The sequence below is a fragment of the Kitasatospora sp. NPDC001175 genome (assembly GCF_053598215.1).
The window spans coordinates 1-21,829 of sequence record NZ_JBSFJU010000001.1 but is presented as its reverse complement, the minus strand read 5'-3'; the positions used below and the strand labels follow the sequence as shown (position 1 = coordinate 21,829).

Genomic DNA, 21,829 nt, shown 5'->3' with positions numbered 1-21,829 from the left:
GACGAGGTGGTGAGCGGGCATGCCGGGAACGGAACGGCACTGGCGCCCCGGCTACCCGCTCGACCTGGCCCGTACCCTGATCCCGCTGCGCCGGGGCCCGGCCGATCCGGCGTACCGCACCGGCGGCGACGGTTCGATCTGGCGGGCCTCCCGTACGCCCGACGGTCCCGGCACCCTGCGCCTCACGGCCCGCGCGGGCGAGGTGGCGGCGAAGGCCTGGGGGCCGGGCGCCGACTGGCTGCTCGACCGGGTGCCCGCCCTGCTCGGCGCCGAGGACGACCCCTCCGGGCTGGTGCTGCCCCAGGGACCGCTGCGCGAGGCGCAGCGCGTCCACGCCGGGGTGCGGCTGGGGCGGACCGGTCTGGTGCTGGAGTCCCTGGTGCCCGCGATCCTGGAGCAGAAAGTCACCACCGACGAGGCGTACCGGGCCTGGCGCACGCTGCTGCGTGACTTCGGCACGCCTGCGCCCGGGCCCGCCGAGGGCATGCGGGTGGCGCCGTCGGCCCGCGAGTGGGCGCGGATCCCTGGCTGGGAGTGGCACCGGGCCGGGGTGGACCCCAAGCGTTCGGCGACCGTCATGCGGGCGGTGCGGCTGGCGCCCCGGCTGGAGGAGGCGTCCGCCCTCGGCCATGCGGACGCCCTGGCACGGCTCACCGCCGTCCCCGGCATCGGCCTGTGGACGGCGGCGGAGACCCTACAGCGCAGCAACGGCGACCCCGACGCGGTCTCGGTCGGCGACTACCACCTCCCCAACCTGGTCGGCTGGGCGCTGGCGGGACGGCCGCGCAGCACCGACGAGCAGATGCTCGACCTGCTCGCCCCCTACGCGGGCCACCGCCACCGCGTCTGCCGCCTGATCGCCCTGACCTGCCCGCACGCTCCCCGCCACGGCCCCCGCCTCGCCCCGAACGACCACCGCCGCCGCTGAGCGCGCGCGGGTGGTCGCCCGGCGGCGGGCGCTCAGCGGACGGTGATGAAGGCCTCCGCCGTGCGCGCTGGCCGGGGCCGGGGCGCCTGGGCGGGCCGGCCGACCGCGACGGCACCCATCGGATCCCACTCGCCGGGCAGGCCGAGGGCGGTGCGGACGGTGTCCCGGCAGAACATGGTGGAGGAGACCCAGGCCGAGCCGTAGCCCTCGCCGGCCAGGGTGACCAGCAGGTTCTGCACGGCGGCCCCGACCGCGACGGTGAACATCTCCCGTTCGGCGGCGGACCTGCGCTCGTCCGGGTAGGCGTGCGAGCCGTCCATCACCAGGCAGGGCACCACCAGGTACGGCGCGTCGCGCAGCACGTCGCCCCGTGCGGTGCGGCGGGCGATCCGCTCCTCGTCCCAGCCGTCGAGCTCGCGCAGGTCGCGCCGCCAGGCGGCGAGCATGGCGTCCAGCAACCGGGTCCGCGCCTCGGGCGTCTCCAGCAGGACGAAGCGCCAGGGCGTGGTGTGGTGCGGCGCGGGCGCCGTGACTGCGGCGGCCACCGCGCGGCGTACGGCTCCCGGATCGACCGGTTCGGGGGTGAACGAGCGGATGGTCCGGCGCAGCGTCACGGCCTCCCGGACGGCCTCGGAGGTGCCGAGCCGGAACATGTCGTCGGCGGCCGACCGGATCAGCGGCCGGGTGCCGTCGCCGTCCTCGGTGGTGACCAGGTGGCCGAGGCCCCGGATGACCGCCACCGGGGTGCCGGTGGCCTTGCCCTTCACCAGGTCGGCGGCGGCGGCGAGTTCGTCGGCGGTCGCGACGACCGTCATCGCCAGCTCGTTGCCGTGGCTGTCGGTGCGGCCCCGGTGGTCCTCCAGGACGGGCAGCCCGGCGGCTCCGATGGCGACATCGGTGAGCCCGTTGCGCCAGGGGCGGCCGAAGGTGTCGGTGATCAGCACGGCGAGCTTGCGGCCGGTCAGCCGCTGGAGCCCGGCGCGCAGCCGACGGGCCGAGGCGTCCGGGTCCTCGGGCAGCAGCAGCACGGTGCCGGGCGCGGTGTTGGAGGCGTCCACCCCGGCGGCGGCCATCACCAGGCCGTTGCGGTTCTCCACGATCCGGACCGGACCGCGCCGGGCGACCACCCGGACGGTCTCGGCGTCGATCGCCGCCTCCCGGTCGGCGGCGTGCAGGATCCGGTCCTCGGCCTTGCTGACCACCTTGGAGGTGACCACCAGGATGTCGCCGTCCTCGAACTCGCCGGCCTTGGCGATCAGCTCGGCCAGATCGGAACCGGGTCCGATCTCGGGCAGACCGGTGACGGGCAGCAGCCGGATCACCGGCGCACCTGCTCGGCCAGCTCCAGGGCGGCGCGGGCCATCGCGGCCGTCGCCTCGACGTCGGTCATCAGCAGCGGGATCGCCCGGCAGGTGATCCCGTCCGCCTCCACGTCCGCGACCGCGTCCGCGTCGGCGGTGTCCACCAGCCACCCGTCGAGCAGGCCCACCCCTCGCCCGCCATCGCCCGGGGCGCCCTTCCTGCCGTAGTGGCGGGCCACCGCCGCAGCCGTGGTCTCCACGCCGACGGCCGCCAGCACCTTGTCGGCCATCCCGCGCACCGGCGCGCCGCCGATGATCGGGGAGAGGCCGATGACGGGTGCGTCCGCCGCGGCGACGGCCTCCCGGATACCGGGGACGGCCAGGATGGTGCCGATGCTGACCACCGGGTTGGACGGCGGGAAGAGGATCACGTCCGCCGAGGCGATCGCGTCCAGCACCCCGGGGGCGGGCTTGGCGGTGTCGGCACCGACCGGGATGATCGCCTCGGCGTCCAGGGCGGCGTGCAGCTTGACCCAGTACTCCTGGAAGTGGACCGCTCGGGTGCCGGCCTCGTCGGTGATCTTCACATGGGTCTCGACCCGGTCGTCGCTCATCGGCAGCAGCCGGACGCCCGGCTTCCAGCGCACGCACAGCGCCTCGGTGACCTGGCTCAGGGAGTAGTCGGCGGTGAGCATCTGACTGCGCACCAGGTGGGTCGCGAAGTCCCGGTCGCCGAGGCCGAACCACTCGGGCCCGATGCCGTACTCCTTCATCTCCGCCTTGATCGACCAGGTCTCATCGGCCCGGCCCCACCCCTGTTCCTCGTGGATGCCACCGCCGAGGGTGTACATCACGGTGTCGAGGTCGGGGCAGACCTTCAGACCGTAGAGGTGGATGTCGTCGCCGGTGTTGCCGATGACGGTGATCTCGTCCCCGGGGGCGACGGCCGCCTTCAGCCCGCGCAGAAAGCGCGCCCCGCCGATCCCGCCTGCCAGTGCCACGATGCGCATGGACTCATCCTGCCAGGCGCCCTGACGCACCACCGCATTCCGCGCGCGGTTCCCCGGGCCGCGGTTCCCCGGGCCGCGGGTCCCGGGGAATGGCGTTCCGGCCGCGGGTCAGCGGGACTCGGGCTGCTTCTCCACGGCGGGGGAGTCCTCGTACCGGTTCATCTCGACCAGGCCGGGCGAGTAGAGGTGGATGCTGACGGCCGGTTCGAGCGAGGCGTTGACGACCTCGTGCAGGTAGCCGGAGGAGAAGACGCGCTGCCCGCCGGGGCGGAGGGCGCGCGCCCCCTCGCCCGCGTGCGTCAGCGAGCGCTCGACCAGCTCGCCCTCGACGACCGCCATCACACCGGAGGACCGGCCGTGGTCGTGGAAGCCGCTGCCCTGGCCCGGCAGCCAGCTGAGCAGCCAGACCTCGTACCCGGGCCCGGTCTCCAGTCGGGCGTACCAGCGGGTGAGCGCGTCGTACCGGACCAGTGGCGCCCAGCGGTCCCGGTCGGCGGCGATCTCGCGGACGAGCTGCGCGTACCCGGCCACGGTGGTGGGGTGCCGGGGCAGGTCGGTGCGGGCGAGGTGGGGGAAGGCGAGCGGGTCGCCGGCGATGGAGACGTCGCTCAGGCCGTCCGCCCAGCCGGCTACGGCCCGGTGCGCGGTGTCCGGGCGGCGCGGCGGGGCGATGGTGAGGGCGTGGCGGCGGGCGGTCTTGCTGCGGTCGCGGTTGCGCTTGCGGATGCGCGGCATTCGCATGGGGAGTCCTCGGGCGGCTGGTCGTGGTCTGGGGATCAGCCGGATCCGCTGAGAGGGCAGGGGGACTGTCGTCGCGGGCGGCCTCGATGCTTCTGCTGGGCGGCGCGCGGTGGGACGCGAGCGCCTAGATACAGCAGGAACAGAGGCGACAACAGAGCGAGTCCGCGGCACGGCGGAGCTGTGCCCGGCGGGCGCTCCGGAGGGTGGCGGACTGTGACATAGGTGCAAGGACACCGCAGGAGGGGTGACAGTGTCAACCCGAGCCGTCCGGCATATCGGACAGATCCGCTATGAATCACCGGAAGGAGTGATAAATCACCCTCTAGGTTTCAATGCGTAGATCGCTGGGAAGGCAGCCGGATGATCTGGCAACCGGGCGACTACTCCCCGGCGTCCCCCCGTTCGGGGGGTGGTCAGGTTCATGGTGCGCCGTGTTGACTGCAAGTCAGCGGATGGGTGATTCCGGGCGATTGACGGCGATTGATGCCACAAGTCCCGAATGTCCGGATATGTACACTTGTCGTAGTGCCTTGGTTCCGGGGAGTGAATCCTCGGCCCAATACCAGAGCTCGGCTTGACTGGGCCAGAGTGACGCACATGTAATTTCACTCGTGTCGTTCCGCCGCTCCAGGCAACGGCAACACCACGGGGACGCCAAAAGGGGCAGAGGAGGCGCGCCAAATGAGCGAGCTCTTTGAGCTGTTGATCGGTGCGGGTATCGAAGAGGACGAAGAGGAACTCGGTTGGCAGGAGCGGGCGTTGTGTGCCCAGACCGATCCGGAATCCTTCTTTCCGGAGAAGGGCGGCTCCACCCGCGAGGCGAAGAAGGTCTGCCTTGCCTGTGAAGTTCGTTCGGAATGCCTCGAATACGCGCTCGCAAATGACGAGCGTTTTGGAATCTGGGGCGGACTCTCCGAGCGCGAACGCCGTCGACTGAAGAAGAGCGCGGTCTGACCGCAGCCACCGAAGCAATCCGGCCGCCCGTCACACCCGCGGCCCCACCAGGCGACCCGCCCCATCGGGCCGGGTCCGCACCGCAGCTCTGCCAGCGCCTCACCCGGACGGTGGGGCGCTTTCGCATTCCCCGGCCACCGTCTCCACCCACTCCGGGGGCAACTCCGCCATCGAGAGCCGTTAGTGTGGTGGGCCATCCGGATGCCCGCATCCGGGCCGCGCGCCGCCGCCAGGACCGTGCTCCACGGCCCATCAGGACGGCATCGCACACCGTCCGCTGTCCACCGGCTGCGTCCACTGGCTGCGTCCACTGAGAACTTGGGGCCCGCGCACTCGATGACCGTCTACAGCCAACAGAGCGGCTTCTCCACCGCCAGGCCGCCCGCGTATCCGCGCCATCTGGTCACCGCCGTGATCGTCTCGCACGACGGAGCCCGCTGGCTCCCGCAGGCGATGGCGGGACTGCTCGGCCAGGACCGGCAGGTGCAGCGCATCCTCGCCGTCGACACCGGCTCGACCGACACCTCGCCGCAGCTGCTCCAGGACACCCTCGGTGACTGGCTGCCGCCGGGCGGCCCGCTGATCCTCGGCCGCCGCGCCGGCTTCGGCACGGCCGTCGGCCAGGCGGTGGCGAGTGCCCCTCCGCTGCGCCCCGAGGACCTGTCCTACAGCCTCGACCCGTCCGGCTACGACCCGGTCACCGGCGGCTGGGACGAGTTCGGCCACCCGCTCGGCAACCAGGACGACCTCGACCGGGGCGGTCCGCGGGAGACCCGCCCGATCGAGTGGCTCTGGCTGCTGCACGACGACTGCGAACCGGAGACCGACGCACTGCGCCGGCTGCTCCAGGTCGCCGAAGCCACCCCCAGCGCCGGCGTCGTCGGTCCCAAGCTGCGCAGCTGGTACGACCGCAGGCAGCTGCTCGAGGTCGGCGTCTCGATCGCCCGCTCCGGGCGGCGCTGGACCGGCCTGGACCGCCGTGAGCAGGACCAGGGCCAGCACGACCAGGTCCGCCCGGTGCTCGCCGTCTCCACCGCGGGCATGCTGGTGCGCCGGGACGTCTTCGAGGAGCTCGGCGGCTTCGACAAGGCCCTGCCGCTGATGCGTGACGACACCGACTTCTGCTGGCGGGTCAACGCCGCGGGGCACCGGGTGGTCGTCGCCCCCGACGCGGTGCTGCGGCACGCCGAGGCGGCCAGCCGGGAGCGCCGCGCGATCGACTGCGGACCGGCCCACCCGCACCGGGTCGACAAGGCCGGCGCCATCTACACCCTGCTCGCCAACTGCAAGGGTGCGCTGCTGCCGTACGTCCTGCTCCGGCTGGTGATCGGCACCCTGCTGCGGGTGCTCGCCAACCTGGTCGGCAAGGACCCGCGTCAGGCCTTCGACGAACTCGCCGGCCTCGGCCACGAACTGGTCCGGCTGCCCCGGGTGATGGTCGCCCGCAAGCGCCGCAAACGGACCAGGAGCGCCGACGCCCTGGACGACCGCAGCCTCTTCCCGGCTCCCGGCGCCACCGCCCGCCTCGCCGTCGAACAGGCCATCAGCTCGCTCGGCATCGGCAGCACTGACGGCGCCGGCGCGGGCCGTCACGGCTCGGTCGAGTCCGGGCCCGGCGACGACGAGAGTGACGACCTGGTGGTCGAGCAGTTCGCGCTGCTCAAGAAGCTGGCCCGGCGTCCGGCGCCGCTGCTGTTCACCGCCCTGCTGGTGTTCTCCCTGACCGCCTGCCGGTCCCTGCTCGGCAGCGGCAGCCTGCTCGGCGGCGCCCTGCTGCCCGTGGCCGACGGCGCCTCGGGCCTGTGGAACATGTACGCCGACTCCTGGCACCCGATCGGGACCGGCTCCACCGCCACCGCACCGCCGTACCTGGCCGTGCTCTCGGTGCTCTCCTGGCTGCTGTTCGACCACGCGAACCTGGCGATCACCCTGCTGGTGGTGCTCGCCGTCCCGCTCGCCGCCGTCAGCGCCTACCTGGTCTCCCGGCCGCTGATCGGCTCCAGGCTGGTCCGCGCCTGGGCCAGCGCCAGCTACGCGCTGCTGCCCGCCGCCACCGGCGCGCTCGCCCAGGGCCGGATCGGCACCGCCGTCCTCGCCGTGGTGCTCCCGCCGCTCGCCCGCGCCGCCGCCGTCACCGCCGGGCTCGGCATCCGCGCCGAGACTGCGGCGCGCGGCGGCCGCCCCGGTTGGCGCAGCGCCTGGACCACCGTGCTGATGCTCACCATCGGCACCGCCTTCGTCCCGCTCATCTGGGCGATAGCGGTGCCGCTGAGCCTCGCCGCGCTGCTGTACGCGGTGGTGCGCGGCGGCGCCTTCGGCTCCGGCCTCACCGCGCTGCGGCTGCTCGGCCTGCGCGTCCTGGTGATCCTCGGTGTGCCCGTCCTGGTGCTCGCCCCCTGGTCGCTCCAGGTGCTCGGCCACCCCTCCCGGCTGCTGCTGGAGGCCGGCCTGCCCGGTTTCAGCGGGCACGCCGCCACTCCGTTCGGGCTGATCATGGTCAACCCCGGCGGCAACGGCGTCCCGCCGGCCTGGCTCTCCGCCGGTATCGTGCTCGCCGCCCTGGCCGCCCTGCTGCGCGCCGACCGGCGCCGCGCGGTGCTCGCCGCCTGGGCCGCGGCCGCCGCCGGGCTGTTGTTCGCCGTCGTCGTGGCCGGCACCACCGTCACCCCCGCCTCCGGCGGGGCCCCCACCGCCGCCTGGGCCGGACCGGCCACCCTGCTCGCCGGCGTCGCCCTGCTGGCCGCCGCCGCGATCGGCGCGGACGGTGCCAACGCCCGCGTCTCCGGCATCGCCTTCGGCTGGCGCCAGCCGGTCGCCGCACTGGTGCTGGCCGCCGCCGCGCTCGCCCCGCTCGGCACCGCCGTCTGGTGGACCGTGGTCGGCGCCGACTGGCCGCTGCGTCGCGGCGACGCCACCCAGGTCCCCGCCTTCGTCGCGGAGGAGGCCGCCACCAGCGACCGCCCCCGCACCCTGCTGCTGAACGGCGACCAGAACGGCACCGACATCCGCTACAACCTGATCCGGGGCGCCGGGCTGACCCTCGGCCAGGTCGAGTCCACCGTGAACAGCGACGACGCCGTGCAGGACAGCCTGACCAAGCTGGTCGGCAGCCTGCTCGCGGGCTCCGGCGGCGAGCAGGCCAAGGCCCTGGCCGGGTACGGCATCGGGTACGTCGAGACCAAGGCCCCGCTGACCGGCAAGGCCAGGGACGTCCTCGGCACCACCCCGGGCCTGACCAAGCTCAGCGAGGAGAACGGCACCGCCCTTTGGCAGGTCAGCGGTGCGGTGGCCACCCGGGCGGTCATCACCAGCGCCAAGGGCGCGACGGTCTCCGTCCCGTCCGGTGAGCACGACATCTCCACCACGATCCCGGCCGGCCCGGCCGGCCGGGTGCTGCGTCTCGCCGAGAACGCCGACCCCGACTGGCAGGCCACCCTCGACGGCACCGCGCTCAAGAGCGTCACCGTGGACGGCTGGGCCCAGGGCTTCCAGCTCCCCGCCAACGGGGGCCGGCTGGAGGTCACCCGCGGCGGCAGCCCGATGCACAGCGGCTGGATCGCCGTTCAGCTGCTGCTCGGCGTCACCGTCCTGGTGCTGGCCCTGCCCGGCCGCCGCAACCACAACGACGACGACCTGCCCGACGAGGTGGTCGCCGCCCAGGCGCTGGCCGCCGCGCAGGCGGCGCCCCCGGCCCCCGGCAGCCGCCGGGCCCGCCGCCTCGCCGAGCGCGGCGAGGGCGAGGGCGGGGAGCCGGAGGCGGGCGTGTACACCACGGCCGTTCCGGCCCAGCCGACCGGCGAGCCGGCGCCCGCCGCCTTGGCCGACCCGGACCAGTACGCCCAGGAGCAGTTCCAGCCGGACCAGTTCCAGGACCAGTACCAGCAGGCCGACCCGTACAGCCAGGCCGATCCCTACCCCTGGGACCAGTACGCCCAGCCGGCGGACACCCAGTACGGGCAGCCGTACCCCGACCAGCCCGCCGCGCAGCCGCAGTACGGGCAACAGCCCTACCAGGACCCGTACGGCGGCCAGTACGGCTACGAGCAGCCCTACCAGGGCTACCCGGAGGCCGAGCCGCAGCAGCAGGCATGGGCGCCCGGGCAGCAGCAGGCCGAGACCTACTACGACCCCAACAGCCCCTACGGCACCGGCGGTCACCCGCACCACAACGGAACGGGGAGCTGACCCGAGCTCATGAAGAAGCCCAGCCTCAAGGCCCCCAGCCTGAAGAAGCCGTCCTTCGACAAGCGCGGCAAGTCCTTCGACGACCTCGGGGACGCTGCCGAGCCGGTGGCGGCCAAGCCCGCCGGGCCCCGGCCGTCCGCCGCCGGCGGCCCGCGCACCGGCGTCTCGCTGCTCGCGGCGGCCGCCGTGCTCGCCGCGGTGTTCGGGATCGCCGAGCTGCGCTCGCCGGCCGCCCCGGGCAGCCTCGGGAACGCCGGCCGCACGACCTCGGCGCAGGTGGAGCGGACCGCGGTGGTCTGCCCGGCCCCGCTCCAGGGCGTCACCGGCAACACCGATCTGACCATGTTCACCCCGGCGGGCGCCGCGGCGAGCGGTGGCAGCGCCACGCTGACCGACGTCGCCGGCCAGTCCGGCGCGCCGTCGGACTCGGCCTCCGCCCCGGCCGCGCCGTCCGGCTCCCCCTCGGCGAGCCCGTCCTCCTCGGCTGCCGCCGCCTCCGCCGCCTCCGCCGCGCCCGGCGGGGCCCGGCTCTCGCTGAGCAAGGCGGGTGTCCCGGCGACCGGTGCCGCGGCCTCCGGGGACACCCCGCCCGGCACCGCCGCCGTGGCGACCGGCGCCTACGCACCGGGTTTCACCGTCAGCCAGACCACCACTGTCACCGACGCCCGTACGGCGGGCCTCTCCGGCCTGCGCTGCGGCCCGTCGGGCACCGACTTCTGGTTCGCCGGTGCGAGCACCGCGAGCTCCCGGACCGACTACGTCAACCTGGTCAACGCCGACACCGCCCCCGCCGTGGTGGACGTCAAGTTCTTCGGCGACAAGGGCCAGATCGACGTGGACGCCGCGACCGGGCTCACCGTCGCCCCCGGCAGCACCCAGTCGCTGCGGCTCTCCTCGCTGGTCAAGGACCAGGTGACCGATCTCGCGGTCGAGGTGGTCGCCCGCAGCGGCCGGGTGGGCGCCGCGCTGCACGCCATCGACGAGGGCAAGGGCGCCGACTACGTACCCACGGCCGGCGCTCCCGCGCCCACCCAGGTGCTGCCCGGCCTGCCCGCCGACGCCGCCTCGACCCGGCTGGTGGTCGCCGCGCCCGGGGCGGACGACGCCGACCTGAAGATCCAGGTCTCCGGCAAGAACGGCTGGTTCACGCCGGCCGGGCACGAGACCATCCACGTCAAGGCGGGCATGATCGCCGCCGTCGACCTGGGCAACGTCACCCGGAACGAGGTCGGGGCACTGCGGCTGAGCCCGAGCGACCCCGCCCACCCGACGCCGGTGGTGGCCGGACTGCGGATCGACCGCACCCAGAACGGCAAGTCCGACGCCGCCTGGATCGCCAACAGCGCCCCGGTCGGCAAGCGGGCGAGCATCGCGGACAACCGGGCCGGTGCGTCCACGCTCTACCTCACCTCGACCGGTGACGCGGCCACCGTGCGGGTGACCGCCTCGGCGGGCAGCGGCGGGGGCACCCCGGCGAGCAAGGAGGTCCAGATCGCGGCCGGCGCGACGGTCTCCCTGCCGGCGCCCGAGCCCGGTGGCCTGAACGGCGTCTTCGGCCTCACCGTGGAGACCGTCTCCGGAGGCCCGGTGGTGGCCGCCCGCATGCTCGCGGTGAACACCAAGGACGTCCCGATGTTCACCGTCCAGTCGCTCACCGACGACCACAGCATCGTCCAGGTCCCGCACGCGGCCCAGGACCCGGGAGTCCTCAACCGCCCCTGAGCGGCTCCACCGAAAGGCCCTCCCCACCCCGGGAGGGCCTTTCGGGCTCAGTCCTCGTCGTAGCGCGGGTCGATGGCGTCCGGGGAGAGCCCGAGCAGGTCGGCGACCTGCTCGATGAGGATCTCGTGCACCAGGGCCGCCCGTTCGTCCCGCCCCTTGGCCCGGATCTCCACCGGCCGCCGGTACACCACGATCCGGCTCTTGCGCCCCTGCTTGGCCGGGATCAGCCGGCCGAGCGGCACACCGTCCGGCTCCGGTGCGCCCGGCTCGGGCAGCGGCACCTCCTGGACGGCGAACTCCACGTCCACCAGCTGCGGCCAGCGCCGTTCCAGCCGTTCCACCGACTCGCGCACGTAGTCGTCGAACAGCTCGGATCGGGTCAGCGAGATGGGCACCTGAGGCGGTGCCAGCGGCCCGCGCAGGCCACGGCCGTGCCGGTCGCGGTGCCCTGAGCGCCGTGACGGGCCGGTCGGCTCTACCGGTGAACGGGGTGCGGAGCTGTCCATATCAGTACCGAGCGTAGTCCTCTCACGCCCGGAAATGGACCACACCGGCAGGCTCGCGTCGGCGACACACGAGACTCGGCAGGGGGAGGGTCTTCGCGGCCCGGTCGGGAGTGCTGTACCGTCCACCCTCGTGAGCTCTGTACGTCGTTGTTCGCGGACCGCGTGCGGCCGACCGGCCGTCGCGACGCTGACGTACGTCTACGCGGACTCCACCGCCGTCCTCGGCCCGCTCGCCACCTACGCCGAGCCGCACTGCTACGACCTGTGCGCCGAGCACGCCGAGCGCCTCACCGCCCCGCGCGGCTGGGAGGTGGTCCGCCTCGCCGCCGACGCCGGGCGGCTGCGCCGTACCAGCGACGACCTGGAGGCGCTGGCCAACGCCGTCCGCGAGGCCGCCAGGCCGCAGGAGCGCACCCCCCGGCAGGGCCGCGGCCCCGAGGCCGACTCGACCGAGGTCGGCCGCCGCGGACACCTGAGGGTGCTTCGTTCCCCGGACAACTGACGGGATCCAGCCCCAGTCCCCGCCGTGTTCACCTGGCCCCCATCTGGGCCCGGTACGCTGCGGTACGTTCTAGTACCCCCGACATTCTGGTGGAGCGGTTGTGCGTGACCTGACGCAGTTGGTGAAGGCGTACGACGTCCGGGGTGTGGTGCCGGATCAGTGGGACGAGTCGCTGTCGCGCGCGTTCGGCGCGGCCTTCGTACGGGTGACGGGCGCCTCGGCCGTGGTGGTCGGCCACGACATGCGGCCCTCCTCGCCGGCGCTGTCCCGGGCCTTCGCCGAGGGCGCGGCCTCCTACGGGGCGGACGTGGTCGAGATCGGCCTGTGCTCGACGGACCAGCTGTACTACGCGTCCGGCGCGATGGACCTGCCCGGCGCGATGTTCACGGCCTCGCACAACCCGGCCCAGTACAACGGGATCAAGATGTGCCGGGCGGGTGCCGCCCCGGTGGGTCAGGACACCGGACTGGCCGAGATCCGCGAGCTGGTGGAGTCCTGGACCGCCGCCGACGGCACCGTGGAGATCCCGCCGGCCGAGGCGGCCGAGGGCACCCTGACTACCCGGGACACCCTGCGCGGCTACGCCGACCACCTGCTGTCGCTGGTCGACCTGGCCGGGATCCGGCCGCTCAAGGTGGTCGTGGACGCCGGCAACGGCATGGGCGGACACACCGTGCCGACCGTGTTCGACGGGCTGCCGCTCGACCTGGTCCCGCTCTACTTCGAGCTGGACGGCACCTTCCCCAACCACGAGGCCAACCCGCTCGACCCGAAGAACCTGGTCGACCTGCAGGCCAAGGTGGTCGAGGTCGGCGCCGACCTGGGCCTGGCCTTCGACGGCGACGCCGACCGCTGCTTCGTGATCGACGAGCGTGGCGAGCCGGTCTCCCCGTCCGCGATCACCGCGCTGGTCGCCGCCCGCGAGATCGCCCGCGCCCGGGCGGCGGGCGAGCAGCAGCCGGTGATCATCCACAACCTGATCACCTCGTGGACCGTGCCCGAGGTGGTCCGCGAGCTCGGCGCCGAGCCGGTCCGCACCCGGGTCGGCCACTCCTTCATCAAGCAGGAGATGGCGGCCACCGACGCGGTCTTCGGCGGTGAGCACTCGGCGCATTACTACTTCCGCGACTTCTGGCGGGCGGACACCGGCATGCTCGCCGCGCTGCACGTGCTGGCCGCCCTCGGCGGGCAGCCGGGCACCCTCTCCGAGCTGACCGCCGAGTACGACCGGTACGCGGCCTCCGGCGAGATCAACTCCACCGTCGAGGACCAGGCCGCCGCGACCGCGGCCGTCCGGGCGGCCTACGCGGACCAGGAGGGCGTCACCCTGGACGAGCTCGACGGGCTGACCGTCGCCGGGGCCGACTGGTGGTTCAACCTCCGCCCGTCCAACACCGAGCCGCTGCTGCGCCTCAACGTGGAGGCCAAGGACCCGGCGAAGATGGCCGAGGTCCGGGACGCGGTGCTCGCCGTCGTCCGCGGCTGACAGCCGATCGAGCGGGGCTGTGACCCCGCGGGCGCCCCGGCCGGTAGGGTTGCTACCGGCCGGGGCGCTCTGCCGTCCGCCCCCCGCACGACCGAGTTTCCCGAGGAGCCGAACGCCCATGAGCCTGCCGTCCTTCCTGCTGGAGATCCTGGTCTGCCCCGAGTGCCACTCGGCGCTCACCGAGTCCGGCGAGGGCGAGGAGCACGAGCTGCGCTGCACCGGCGAGACCTGCGGTCTGGTCTACCCGGTCCGCGAGGGCATCCCGGTGCTGCTGGTGGACGAGGCCCGGCGCCCCTCCTGACACTCCGTCCGATGCACGACCGACCGGCGACGGGGTCCGCGGCGCCGCGTACTGCCGGCCGGTCCTGAGGCCCACTGGGAGGCCAGCCGCATGTTCGACGACAGCCTGCTCGACGACCCGGCCGCCCTCCAGCGCGCCGACCGCGACCACGCCCTCCTCGCTCTGGCCCAGGCCGGCGCTCGGGTCCGTACCGCGCTGCGGCAGGCCGACGCGGCCGGTCTCACCGGCTTGCGGCCGGACGGCCGCCCGCGCACCGTCGTGGTGGCCGGCCACGGCAGCGCCCTGGCGGCGGGCAGAGCACTGGACGCGCTGGCCGTCACCGGCTGCCAGATCCTCCCGCTGGCCCCCTCGGACGCCGCGCCGGCCGAGCGCGGCGAGTTCGGCCCCGCCGCCTTCACCGCCGGCCTGGTCTGGCAACTGCCGGGCTGGACGGGCCACTTCGACCTGGTGGTGCTGGCCTCCGCGCAGGGGAACGAGCAGGGCCTGATCGGCCTCGCCGAGCAGGCGTACGCGCGCGGCTGCGCCATCGTGGTGATCGCCCCCGAGGGCAGCCCGCTGGCCGGGGCCGCCCTCCAGGTGCGCGGCCTGCCGCTGCCCTACGTCCCGCTCAACCTGATCGGGGTGGCGCAGGACGAGGTGCGCCCGGGCGGGAACGAGCCGGACCTCCCCGCCGAGGAGCCGGGCGCGCTCTGGGCACTGCTCGCGCCGCTGCTCGCCCTGACCGAGAAGATCGGGGTCACCCAGCTGCCCCCCGGTTCGCTGGAGGCCACGGCCGACCGGCTGGACGAGACCGCGGTGCGCTGCCGCCCGGACGCCGCCCTCTACCTCAACCCGGCCAAGGAGCTGGCCGCCCAGCTCAGTGACACCGTCCCGCTGGTCTGGGCCGAGGGCCCGGTGGCCGGCGCGGTCGCCGAGCGCTTCGCCGCGATGCTGGCCGAACGGGCCGGCCGGCCGGCGCTCACCGGACTGCTGCCCGGGGCGATCACGGCCCACCGGGGCATGTTCGTCGGCCAGTTGGCCTCCGCCTCCGCCGACCCGGACGACTTCTTCCGCGACCGGGTGGAGGAACCCGACCCGCTCCAACTCCAGGTGCTGCTGCTGCGCCGGACCCCGGAGGAGAACGGCGAGCGGGCCGAGGAGGCACGGCCGGCCGTGCACAGCGTGCAGCGTGCGCACCGGCTCGCCGAGGCGCACGAGGTGCGGCTCACCGAGTACACCAGCGACCGCCCCGATCCGCTGCAGGCACTGGCCGAGCTGGTCGCGCTGACCGACTTCGCCGCCGTCTACCTGGGACTGGCCACCTCGGGCTGAGGCGTTTTCCGGCCGGTTCCTGACGGGCTTCGGGATACTGTGTGCGCTCACCAGACCGAGCGAGGGCCGGGACGCCCGGCCGTGGGGAGACCGGAACCGGGCATGAGCACCGAAGGCGGTACCAAGGCACTGGTCGCGGCGCTGTCCGCCAACCTGGCGATCGCGGCGGGCAAGTTCACCGCCTTCGCCTTCACCGGGTCCTCGTCCATGCTCGCCGAGGGCGTCCACTCGGTGGCCGACTCGGGCAACCAGGTACTGCTGCTGGTCGGCGGCAGACGGGCTGCCCGGGCGGCGGACCAGGAGCACCCCTTCGGCTACGGGCGCGAGCGGTACGTCTACGGCTTCCTGGTCGCGATCGTGCTGTTCAGCGCCGGCGGTCTGTTCGCCTGCTACGAGGGCTACCGGAAGATCAGGGAGCCGCACGAGCTGGAGAGCTGGCCCTGGGCCGTCGGGGTACTGGTGTTCGCCATTCTGATGGAGGGCTGGTCCTTCCGCACCGCCTACCGGGAGGCCGGCACGGCCAAGGGGGCGCAGAGCTGGCCCGAGTACATCCGCCGGGCCAAGGCCCCCGAGCTGCCCGTCGTGCTGCTGGAGGACACCGGCGCGCTGGTCGGCCTGGTGCTCGCCCTGTTCGGCGTCGGCCTCACCGTCCTCACCGGGAACGGGATCTGGGACGGCGTCGGCACCCTGGCCATCGGTGTGCTGCTGGTGGGGATCGCCGCGGTGCTGGCACTGGAGACCAAGTCGCTGCTGATCGGCGAGTCCGCCGACAGCGCGGTGGTCGGGCGGATCCGCGACGCACTGGTCGACCACGACTCGGTGACCAGCGTGATCCACATGCGCACCCTGCACCTGGGGCCGGAGGAACTGCTGGTCGCCGCGAAGATCGGGGTCAACGCCGGGGACAGCGCCGCCCGCGTCGCCGAGGCCATCGACGCCGCCGAGGCCAGGGTCCGCCGGGCCGTGCCGATCGCCCGTGCGATCTACCTGGAACCGGACGTCTTCAGCGCCGAGAAGGCCGCGGCCGGCCCCGATCCGGAGGCCACTCCCGGTGGCCCGGGCCCGCAGCACCGGCCCGAGGAGTGAGCCGGGCGCCCACCGGCCGAAACCGGCCGTACCGGGCCGTGCGCGCTGCCCCTCGGTGTAGATTCGTCACCAGAGCCAAACGTCGCTGCTGATGGCGGTCGATTCGGTGGCGCGGTCGTCGTACCGTGCGTACCGGTCGAGGGAGAGAGGTCCTCCGACGGATTGTGCCGCAGCAGAGCGCCGAGCCGTCGGGCACTCTGCAGCCGAGCACACCCGAAACCAGACCACGCGCAATCCCACGCAGCGAGGAGCTGACGCATGTCGTCGAACATCACCGGTGACTTCAAGGTCGCCGACCTCTCCCTGGCGCCGTTCGGCCGCAAGGAGATCCAGCTGGCCGAGCACGAGATGCCCGGTCTGATGGCCATCCGCGAGGAGTACGCCGCCTCGCAGCCGCTGGCCGGCGCGCGGATCACCGGTTCGCTGCACATGACGGTGCAGACGGCGGTGCTGATCGAGACCCTGACGGCGCTGGGTGCCGAGGTCCGCTGGTGCTCCTGCAACATCTTCTCCACCCAGGACCACGCGGCCGCCGCCGTCGCGGTGGGCCCGGAGGGCACCCCCGAGAACCCGCAGGGTGTGCCGGTCTTCGCCTGGAAGGGCGAGACGCTGGAGGAGTACTGGTGGTGCACTGAGCAGGCGCTGACCTGGCCGGACGGCCAGACCCCGAACATGATCCTGGACGACGGCGGTGACGCCACCCTGCTGATCCACAAGGGCGTCGAGTTCGAGAAGGCGGGCGAGGCTCCGGACCCGTCCACCGCCGACAACGACGAGTTCCGGATCATCCTGGAGCTGCTGAACCGCACCCTGGCCGACTCGCCGTCCAAGTGGACCGAGATCGCCGCGACGATCAAGGGTGTGACCGAGGAGACCACCACCGGTGTCCACCGCCTGTACGAGATGCACCGGGACGGCAAGCTGCTGTTCCCGGCGATCAACGTCAACGACTCGGTCACCAAGTCGAAGTTCGACAACAAGTACGGCTGCCGCCACTCGCTGATCGACGGCATCAACCGGGCCACCGACGTGCTGATCGGCGGCAAGGTCGCGGTCGTCTGCGGCTACGGCGACGTGGGCAAGGGCTGCGCGGAGTCGCTGCGCGGCCAGGGCGCCCGCGTCATCGTCACCGAGATCGACCCGATCTGCGCGCTGCAGGCGGCGATGGACGGTTACCAGGTCACCACCCTGGACGAGGTGGTCGAGACCGCCGACATCTTCATCACCACCACCGGCAACAAGGACATCATCCTGGCCTCCCACATGGAGCGGATGAAGCACCAGGCCATCGTCGGCAACATCGGCCACTTCGACAACGAGATCGACATGGCCGGGCTGGCGAAGCTGCCGGGTGTGGTGAAGACCGAGGTCAAGCCGCAGGTCCACGAGTGGCGCAAGGCCGACGGCAAGACGATCATCGTGCTCTCCGAGGGCCGCCTGCTGAACCTGGGCAACGCGACCGGCCACCCGTCGTTCGTGATGTCCAACTCGTTCGCGAACCAGACCATCGCGCAGATCGAGCTGTTCACCAAGACCTCGCAGTACCCGATCGGCGTGTACGTGCTGCCCAAGCACCTGGACGAGAAGGTCGCCCGGCTGCACCTGGACGCGCTGGGGGTCAAGCTCACCATGCTGACCCAGGAGCAGGCCGACTACATCGGCGTCGCGGTCGAGGGCCCGTACAAGGCCGAGCAGTACCGCTACTGAGCCGACCCGATCCCGACCGTACGGCCGGTGCACCCTCGTGGTGCACCGGCCGTACCGCTTGCCGGAGCGGCGCCCCGCCGACGTAGGCTTCGGACCATGCCCAACGGCCGGTACTCGCTGCACGACACACACGACCACCTCCTGCTGGGCGAGGAGCGCTTCAGCTGCGCCCCCGGCCCGGCCGGATGGCGCTACGTGTCCAAGACGTACGGCCCCGACGGGGCGGTCATCGGCACCACCGACCTCACCCTGGACTCCCGCAGCCGTCCGCTCCGCCTCGAACTGAGGGCCGGCGGCTGGCAGGTGCGCGGGGGAGCGGTGAACGGCGTCACCTGGGTGAGGGCGGACGCCGCCGACCCCGCGGGCGAGCAGGCGGTGGAGGGCCACGACCGGGCGCACGCCTTCACCGGCAGCTCCCCGGCGTTCCTGGTCGCCACGGCCCGGCTGCTCCGACTCGACCCGGGCGCGAGCGCGCGGGTACGGCTGGTGGCCTTCACCGAACCCGTGCTCGCCCCGCGCACCCTGGACCAGGGCTGGCTGTTGGAGTCCGTCGAGACCCACCCGACCGACAGCGGGCCACTGCAGGTGGAGCAGTACCAGGTCGCCGACCTGGAGACCGGCGAACAGCAGATCGTGCACCTCGCCGGGGACGTGGTGCTCTCGGCGGCCGGCATCGAGCTGGAGGAACTGGAGTCCCCGCCGAACCCCTGGCCCGCCGCCGGCTACTCGAGCTGAGCCGTCCGGCCCGAGCCGGGCTCCCCACTCGGGAAGGCAGCCCGCTCAGGAGGGTGGTGCGAAGCCGCCGGCCGAGTGCGGGGGCTGGGACTGCTGCGGTGGCCGGGCGGGCTCGGGCGCCGCGGGCCGCGGGGCCTGCTGCGGTTGTACGGGCCCGGCGGGCTGCGCGAACTCCGGCTGGGCCGGCGGCTGCGGGGCCTGGTACGGCGCCTGCGGCGGTGCGCCTGCCCCGTACGCGCCGGTCACCCGGGCCCACTCGCGCCGCTGCCGCTCCGTCAGTACAGCCCCCAGGTACCCCGCCGGGTGAACCCCGGACGGCGCCGGGTGCCCGGTGTAGGAGACCAGGTCCCCGGCCAGCCGCTGGGCCATGCCCAGTGCCACCGCAGGATCGAGTTCGCCCAGCCGTGCGAGGTACTGCCGGATGGCCAGCCACAGCGCGTCCGGCACCGCCGAGAGGTCCAGCGCGACGAGCTCGCCACCCAGCGATTGCATCAGCTCCGGCGGCAGCGCGGGCAGCATCCCGCGCCCCCGGCCCGCGCCGGGAACCCGCTCGCGGACCACCAGGCTGCCCGAGAAGATGTCGCCGAGCCGCCGGCCCTGGGAGTCGACGAGCGAGGTGATCACCGCCGGGACACCGGTGAAGATCACGATCTCGGCGAACCCCACCAGCCCGCGCACCAGCGAGTGCCGGAACCGCACCGGCCCCCCGTCGCTGCGCACCACCCGAAGACCCATGACGAGCTTGCCCAGCGACCGCCCGCGCGACAGCGTCTCGACCAGGACGGGTAGCCCGACCAGGAAGAACACCGTCAACCCGAGCGAGATCGCGGCCCCCGCCGCCACGTCGAGATCAGGCGTCAGGGCGGCCACCGCGATCACGGCGACGACGAGCGCGACCACCTCCACGAGCAGATCCAGCGCGATCGCCAGCGCCCGGCTCGGCAGCTTCGCCGCCCGCAGCCCGAGGACGACCGCCTCGCCCGTCACAAGGTTGCTCACTACACCCCGCCCGTTTCTTCCTCGACGCCTACCCGCTCCGGCCCGCGGGTACCTCCGGGTGCCCCGCGCACCGGGCACCCGAGCGCCGGGTACCCGTACACCGCGCGCACCCCGCCGTCCGGTGCCCCCGCGATCTCCAGCGGCAAACATACGGTGACCCGCTGCGCCCCGGTAGACCGGACCCGTACCCGGCCGGTATCCGATACGTACGGGCGTACGCCCTCTGGCAAGCTAAGCCGGACAGGGCCCGGCCCCGGCGGGCACGCGCCCGTCCCGCTGTCTCCCGCCGCCCGCTGTTTCCCGACACCGCCTCTGCCCCGGAGTGAGCCGCATGGACCTGGACGTCTTCGTCGCTTCCCACCAGGCGGAGTGGCACCGTCTCGAGGTCCTCAGCAAGCAGCGCAGACTCAGCGGCGAGGAGGCCGACGAACTCGTCATCCTCTACCAGCGGGCCACCAGCCACCTCGCCCAGGTTCAGGCCGCCGCACCCGACCCGACCCTGGAGGGCCGGCTCACCACCTTGGTCGCCCGGGGCCGCAACGCGGTGACCGGCAGCCGGTACTCGTCCTGGCGGGACGCCAGCCGCTACTTCGCCGTGAGCTTCCCGGCTGCCCTCTACCGGTCACGCCGCTGGTGGCTCCCGATCGCAGTGATCTCCCTGCTGGCCTCAGCCCTCATCGGCTGGTGGATCGCCGCCCACCCGGAGGTCCGGGACAGTCTCGCCGCCCCCGAGCAGATCCACGACATGACCAGGCCCGGTGGCCAGTACGAGACCTACTACTCCGACCGCCCCGCCAGCTCGTTCGCCCTGCAGGTGTGGACCAACAACGCGTGGATCGCCGCCACCTGCCTGGTGTTCGGAGTCGTCCTGGGCATCCCCGTGCTGTGGGTGCTCTTCCAGAACGTCCTCAACCTCGGCGTGGCCCTCGGACTGATGGCCTCCGCCGGCCGGCTCGACTTCTTCCTCGGCCTGCTGCTCCCGCACGGCCTGCTCGAACTGACCGCCGTCTTCATCGCGGCCGGAATGGGCATGCGCCTCGGCTGGACCGTGATCGACCCCGGTACCCGTCCCAGGTCCACCGCTCTCGCCGAAGAGGGCCGTGCCACCGTCGGCATGGCCCTCGGCCTGGCGGCGGTGTTGTTCACCAGCGGCATCCTGGAAGCCTTCGTCACGCCGTCCGGCCTGCCGACCTGGGCCCGGATCGGCATCGGGGTACTGGCCGAGGTGCTATTCCTGATCTACGCGCTCGTCCTGGGCAAGCGCGGCGCGGTCCGCGGCGAGCTCGGCGACGTCGAGGAGGCGGACCGGGCGGACCTTCACCCGGTGGCCGCCTGAGCGCGATGTGCCGGTCACCCCTCTGACCTGGTAGTCTCATGATCACCCCGGCAAGCCATTGACGTGGTGTTGACGGGCTAGTAGGTTTGAACGGTTGAGACACGGGCTGGACAAGACGAGTCTCAAGCGCTAGTGTCTACGACACAGCCAAGTCGAGGCAGTGCACCGTCCACGTACGGAGTGCCCGGCCAGGCGAAAACACTCGAGACTGAGCAGTCCGAAGCTTTTGATAGGCTTCACTGCGAAGTCAAAGGAACTCCCCCCAGTGGGAATTCAGAGAAGCGAAACTCCGGTAAACGGAGCGGAAAACATCTGATAAACTGGAAACACGAAAGAACGAAGCGCCCGGAGGGTCCGCTGGAAGGCGGTCCGAAGGAAGCGTCCGTTCCTTGAGAACTCAACAGCGTGCCAAAAGTCAACGCCAGATATGTTGACATCCCCGGCCTCGGATCCTTGTGGTTCGTGGTTGGAGATTCCTTTTGAAATACACAGCGAGGACGCAGTGCGCGGGGCCGCCTTATTCCGGTGGTTGCCGTGCCGCTCAACGCGAGTGTGAACCGGCCGCTTTTAATTAAGCATGGCCGAGTAATCATTCACGGAGAGTTTGATCCTGGCTCAGGACGAACGCTGGCGGCGTGCTTAACACATGCAAGTCGAACGGTGAAGCCCTTCGGGGTGGATCAGTGGCGAACGGGTGAGTAACACGTGGGAAATCTGCCCTGCACTCTGGGACAAGCCTTGGAAACGAGGTCTAATACCGGATATGACCTTCCTCTGCATGGGGGTTGGTGGAAAGCTCCGGCGGTGCAGGATGATCCCGCGGCCTATCAGCTTGTTGGTGGGGTAATGGCCTACCAAGGCGACGACGGGTAGCCGGCCTGAGAGGGCGACCGGCCACACTGGGACTGAGACACGGCCCAGACTCCTACGGGAGGCAGCAGTGGGGAATATTGCACAATGGGCGAAAGCCTGATGCAGCGACGCCGCGTGAGGGATGACGGCCTTCGGGTTGTAAACCT

17 protein-coding genes and 1 rRNA gene are annotated in these 21,829 nt (G+C 72.7%); 13 read left to right on the top strand and 5 right to left on the bottom strand.

Annotated features, from left to right (window positions below):
- Positions 1–19 precede the first annotated feature (19 nt).
- Positions 20–928 carry a DNA-3-methyladenine glycosylase family protein gene (locus ACWDAK_RS00090; RefSeq protein ID WP_427392865.1) on the top strand — a complete coding sequence of 303 codons (909 nt, stop codon included), beginning with the start codon at positions 20–22 and terminating at the stop codon, positions 926–928.
- 32 nt (positions 929–960) lie between these two features.
- Here ACWDAK_RS00090 and ACWDAK_RS00085 read toward each other — a convergent pair whose 3' ends face one another.
- From ACWDAK_RS00085 to ACWDAK_RS00075, 3 genes are all read right to left on the bottom strand, one after another.
- Entirely contained in the window at positions 961–2,250 is a 1,290-nt protein-coding gene (locus ACWDAK_RS00085; protein WP_344638013.1) for a coenzyme F420-0:L-glutamate ligase, read from the bottom strand.
- Positions 2,247–3,239: a 2-phospho-L-lactate transferase gene (cofD, locus tag ACWDAK_RS00080; protein WP_344638012.1), complete on the bottom strand. Its 993-nt coding sequence runs from the start codon at positions 3,237–3,239 to the stop codon at positions 2,247–2,249. Before cofD ends, ACWDAK_RS00085 begins: the two co-directional genes overlap by 4 nt.
- Before the next feature lie 108 nt (positions 3,240–3,347).
- Positions 3,348–3,980 (bottom strand): cysteine dioxygenase, encoded by a 633-nt coding sequence (locus tag ACWDAK_RS00075; protein WP_344638011.1) that lies wholly within the window; start codon positions 3,978–3,980, stop codon positions 3,348–3,350.
- Between the two features lie 681 nt (positions 3,981–4,661).
- Here ACWDAK_RS00075 and ACWDAK_RS00070 point away from each other — a divergent pair.
- The 3 genes from ACWDAK_RS00070 to ACWDAK_RS00060 all read left to right on the top strand — a co-directional run bounded on the left by ACWDAK_RS00070 (position 4,662) and on the right by ACWDAK_RS00060 (position 10,841).
- A complete protein-coding gene (locus tag ACWDAK_RS00070; protein ID WP_280696109.1) occupies positions 4,662–4,934 on the top strand; it encodes a WhiB family transcriptional regulator in 273 nt (90 codons plus the stop codon).
- A gap of 336 nt (positions 4,935–5,270) precedes the next feature.
- Positions 5,271–9,119, top strand: a complete 3,849-nt coding sequence (locus ACWDAK_RS00065) for a glycosyltransferase (RefSeq protein WP_425557710.1) — start codon at positions 5,271–5,273, stop codon at positions 9,117–9,119.
- A gap of 9 nt (positions 9,120–9,128) precedes the next feature.
- A complete protein-coding gene (locus tag ACWDAK_RS00060; RefSeq protein ID WP_344638009.1) occupies positions 9,129–10,841 on the top strand; it encodes a DUF5719 family protein in 1,713 nt (570 codons plus the stop codon).
- A 47-nt stretch (positions 10,842–10,888) separates the two neighbouring features.
- On the opposite strand, the gene ACWDAK_RS00055 is transcribed toward ACWDAK_RS00060, so the two are convergent.
- Positions 10,889–11,236, bottom strand: coding sequence for a metallopeptidase family protein (locus ACWDAK_RS00055; protein ID WP_425557699.1), 348 nt, complete (start codon positions 11,234–11,236; stop codon positions 10,889–10,891).
- A gap of 145 nt (positions 11,237–11,381) precedes the next feature.
- Here ACWDAK_RS00055 and ACWDAK_RS00050 point away from each other — a divergent pair, with 145 nt between their 5' ends.
- The 7 genes from ACWDAK_RS00050 (at position 11,382) to ACWDAK_RS00020 (ending at position 18,475) form a co-directional block, all read left to right on the top strand.
- Positions 11,382–11,849 carry a DUF3499 domain-containing protein gene (locus ACWDAK_RS00050; RefSeq protein ID WP_427392866.1) on the top strand — a complete coding sequence of 156 codons (468 nt, stop codon included), beginning with the start codon at positions 11,382–11,384 and terminating at the stop codon, positions 11,847–11,849.
- Positions 11,850–11,949: 100 nt separating this feature from the next.
- Entirely contained in the window at positions 11,950–13,335 is a 1,386-nt protein-coding gene (locus ACWDAK_RS00045; protein ID WP_344638006.1) for a phosphomannomutase/phosphoglucomutase, read from the top strand.
- A gap of 118 nt (positions 13,336–13,453) precedes the next feature.
- Positions 13,454–13,636 (top strand): Trm112 family protein, encoded by a 183-nt coding sequence (locus tag ACWDAK_RS00040; protein ID WP_427392867.1) that lies wholly within the window; start codon positions 13,454–13,456, stop codon positions 13,634–13,636.
- Between the two features lie 90 nt (positions 13,637–13,726).
- On the top strand, positions 13,727–14,947 hold the full coding sequence (locus ACWDAK_RS00035; RefSeq protein ID WP_344638004.1) for an SIS domain-containing protein: 1,221 nt from the start codon (positions 13,727–13,729) through the stop codon (positions 14,945–14,947).
- 102 nt (positions 14,948–15,049) lie between these two features.
- Entirely contained in the window at positions 15,050–16,033 is a 984-nt protein-coding gene (locus ACWDAK_RS00030) for a cation diffusion facilitator family transporter (RefSeq protein WP_344638003.1), read from the top strand.
- A gap of 258 nt (positions 16,034–16,291) precedes the next feature.
- Positions 16,292–17,740: an adenosylhomocysteinase gene (ahcY, locus tag ACWDAK_RS00025; protein ID WP_344638002.1), complete on the top strand. Its 1,449-nt coding sequence runs from the start codon at positions 16,292–16,294 to the stop codon at positions 17,738–17,740.
- 96 nt (positions 17,741–17,836) lie between these two features.
- A complete protein-coding gene (locus ACWDAK_RS00020) occupies positions 17,837–18,475 on the top strand; it encodes a hypothetical protein (protein WP_427392868.1) in 639 nt (212 codons plus the stop codon).
- Between the two features lie 45 nt (positions 18,476–18,520).
- On the opposite strand, the gene ACWDAK_RS00015 is transcribed toward ACWDAK_RS00020, so the two are convergent.
- Positions 18,521–19,474, bottom strand: coding sequence for an RDD family protein (locus ACWDAK_RS00015; RefSeq protein ID WP_427392869.1), 954 nt, complete (start codon positions 19,472–19,474; stop codon positions 18,521–18,523).
- Between the two features lie 331 nt (positions 19,475–19,805).
- Here ACWDAK_RS00015 and ACWDAK_RS00010 point away from each other — a divergent pair, with 331 nt between their 5' ends.
- Positions 19,806–20,810 carry a stage II sporulation protein M gene (locus ACWDAK_RS00010; RefSeq protein WP_427392870.1) on the top strand — a complete coding sequence of 335 codons (1,005 nt, stop codon included), beginning with the start codon at positions 19,806–19,808 and terminating at the stop codon, positions 20,808–20,810.
- A 592-nt stretch (positions 20,811–21,402) separates the two neighbouring features.
- Positions 21,403–21,829 (top strand): 16S ribosomal RNA (locus tag ACWDAK_RS00005); the annotation flags it as partial.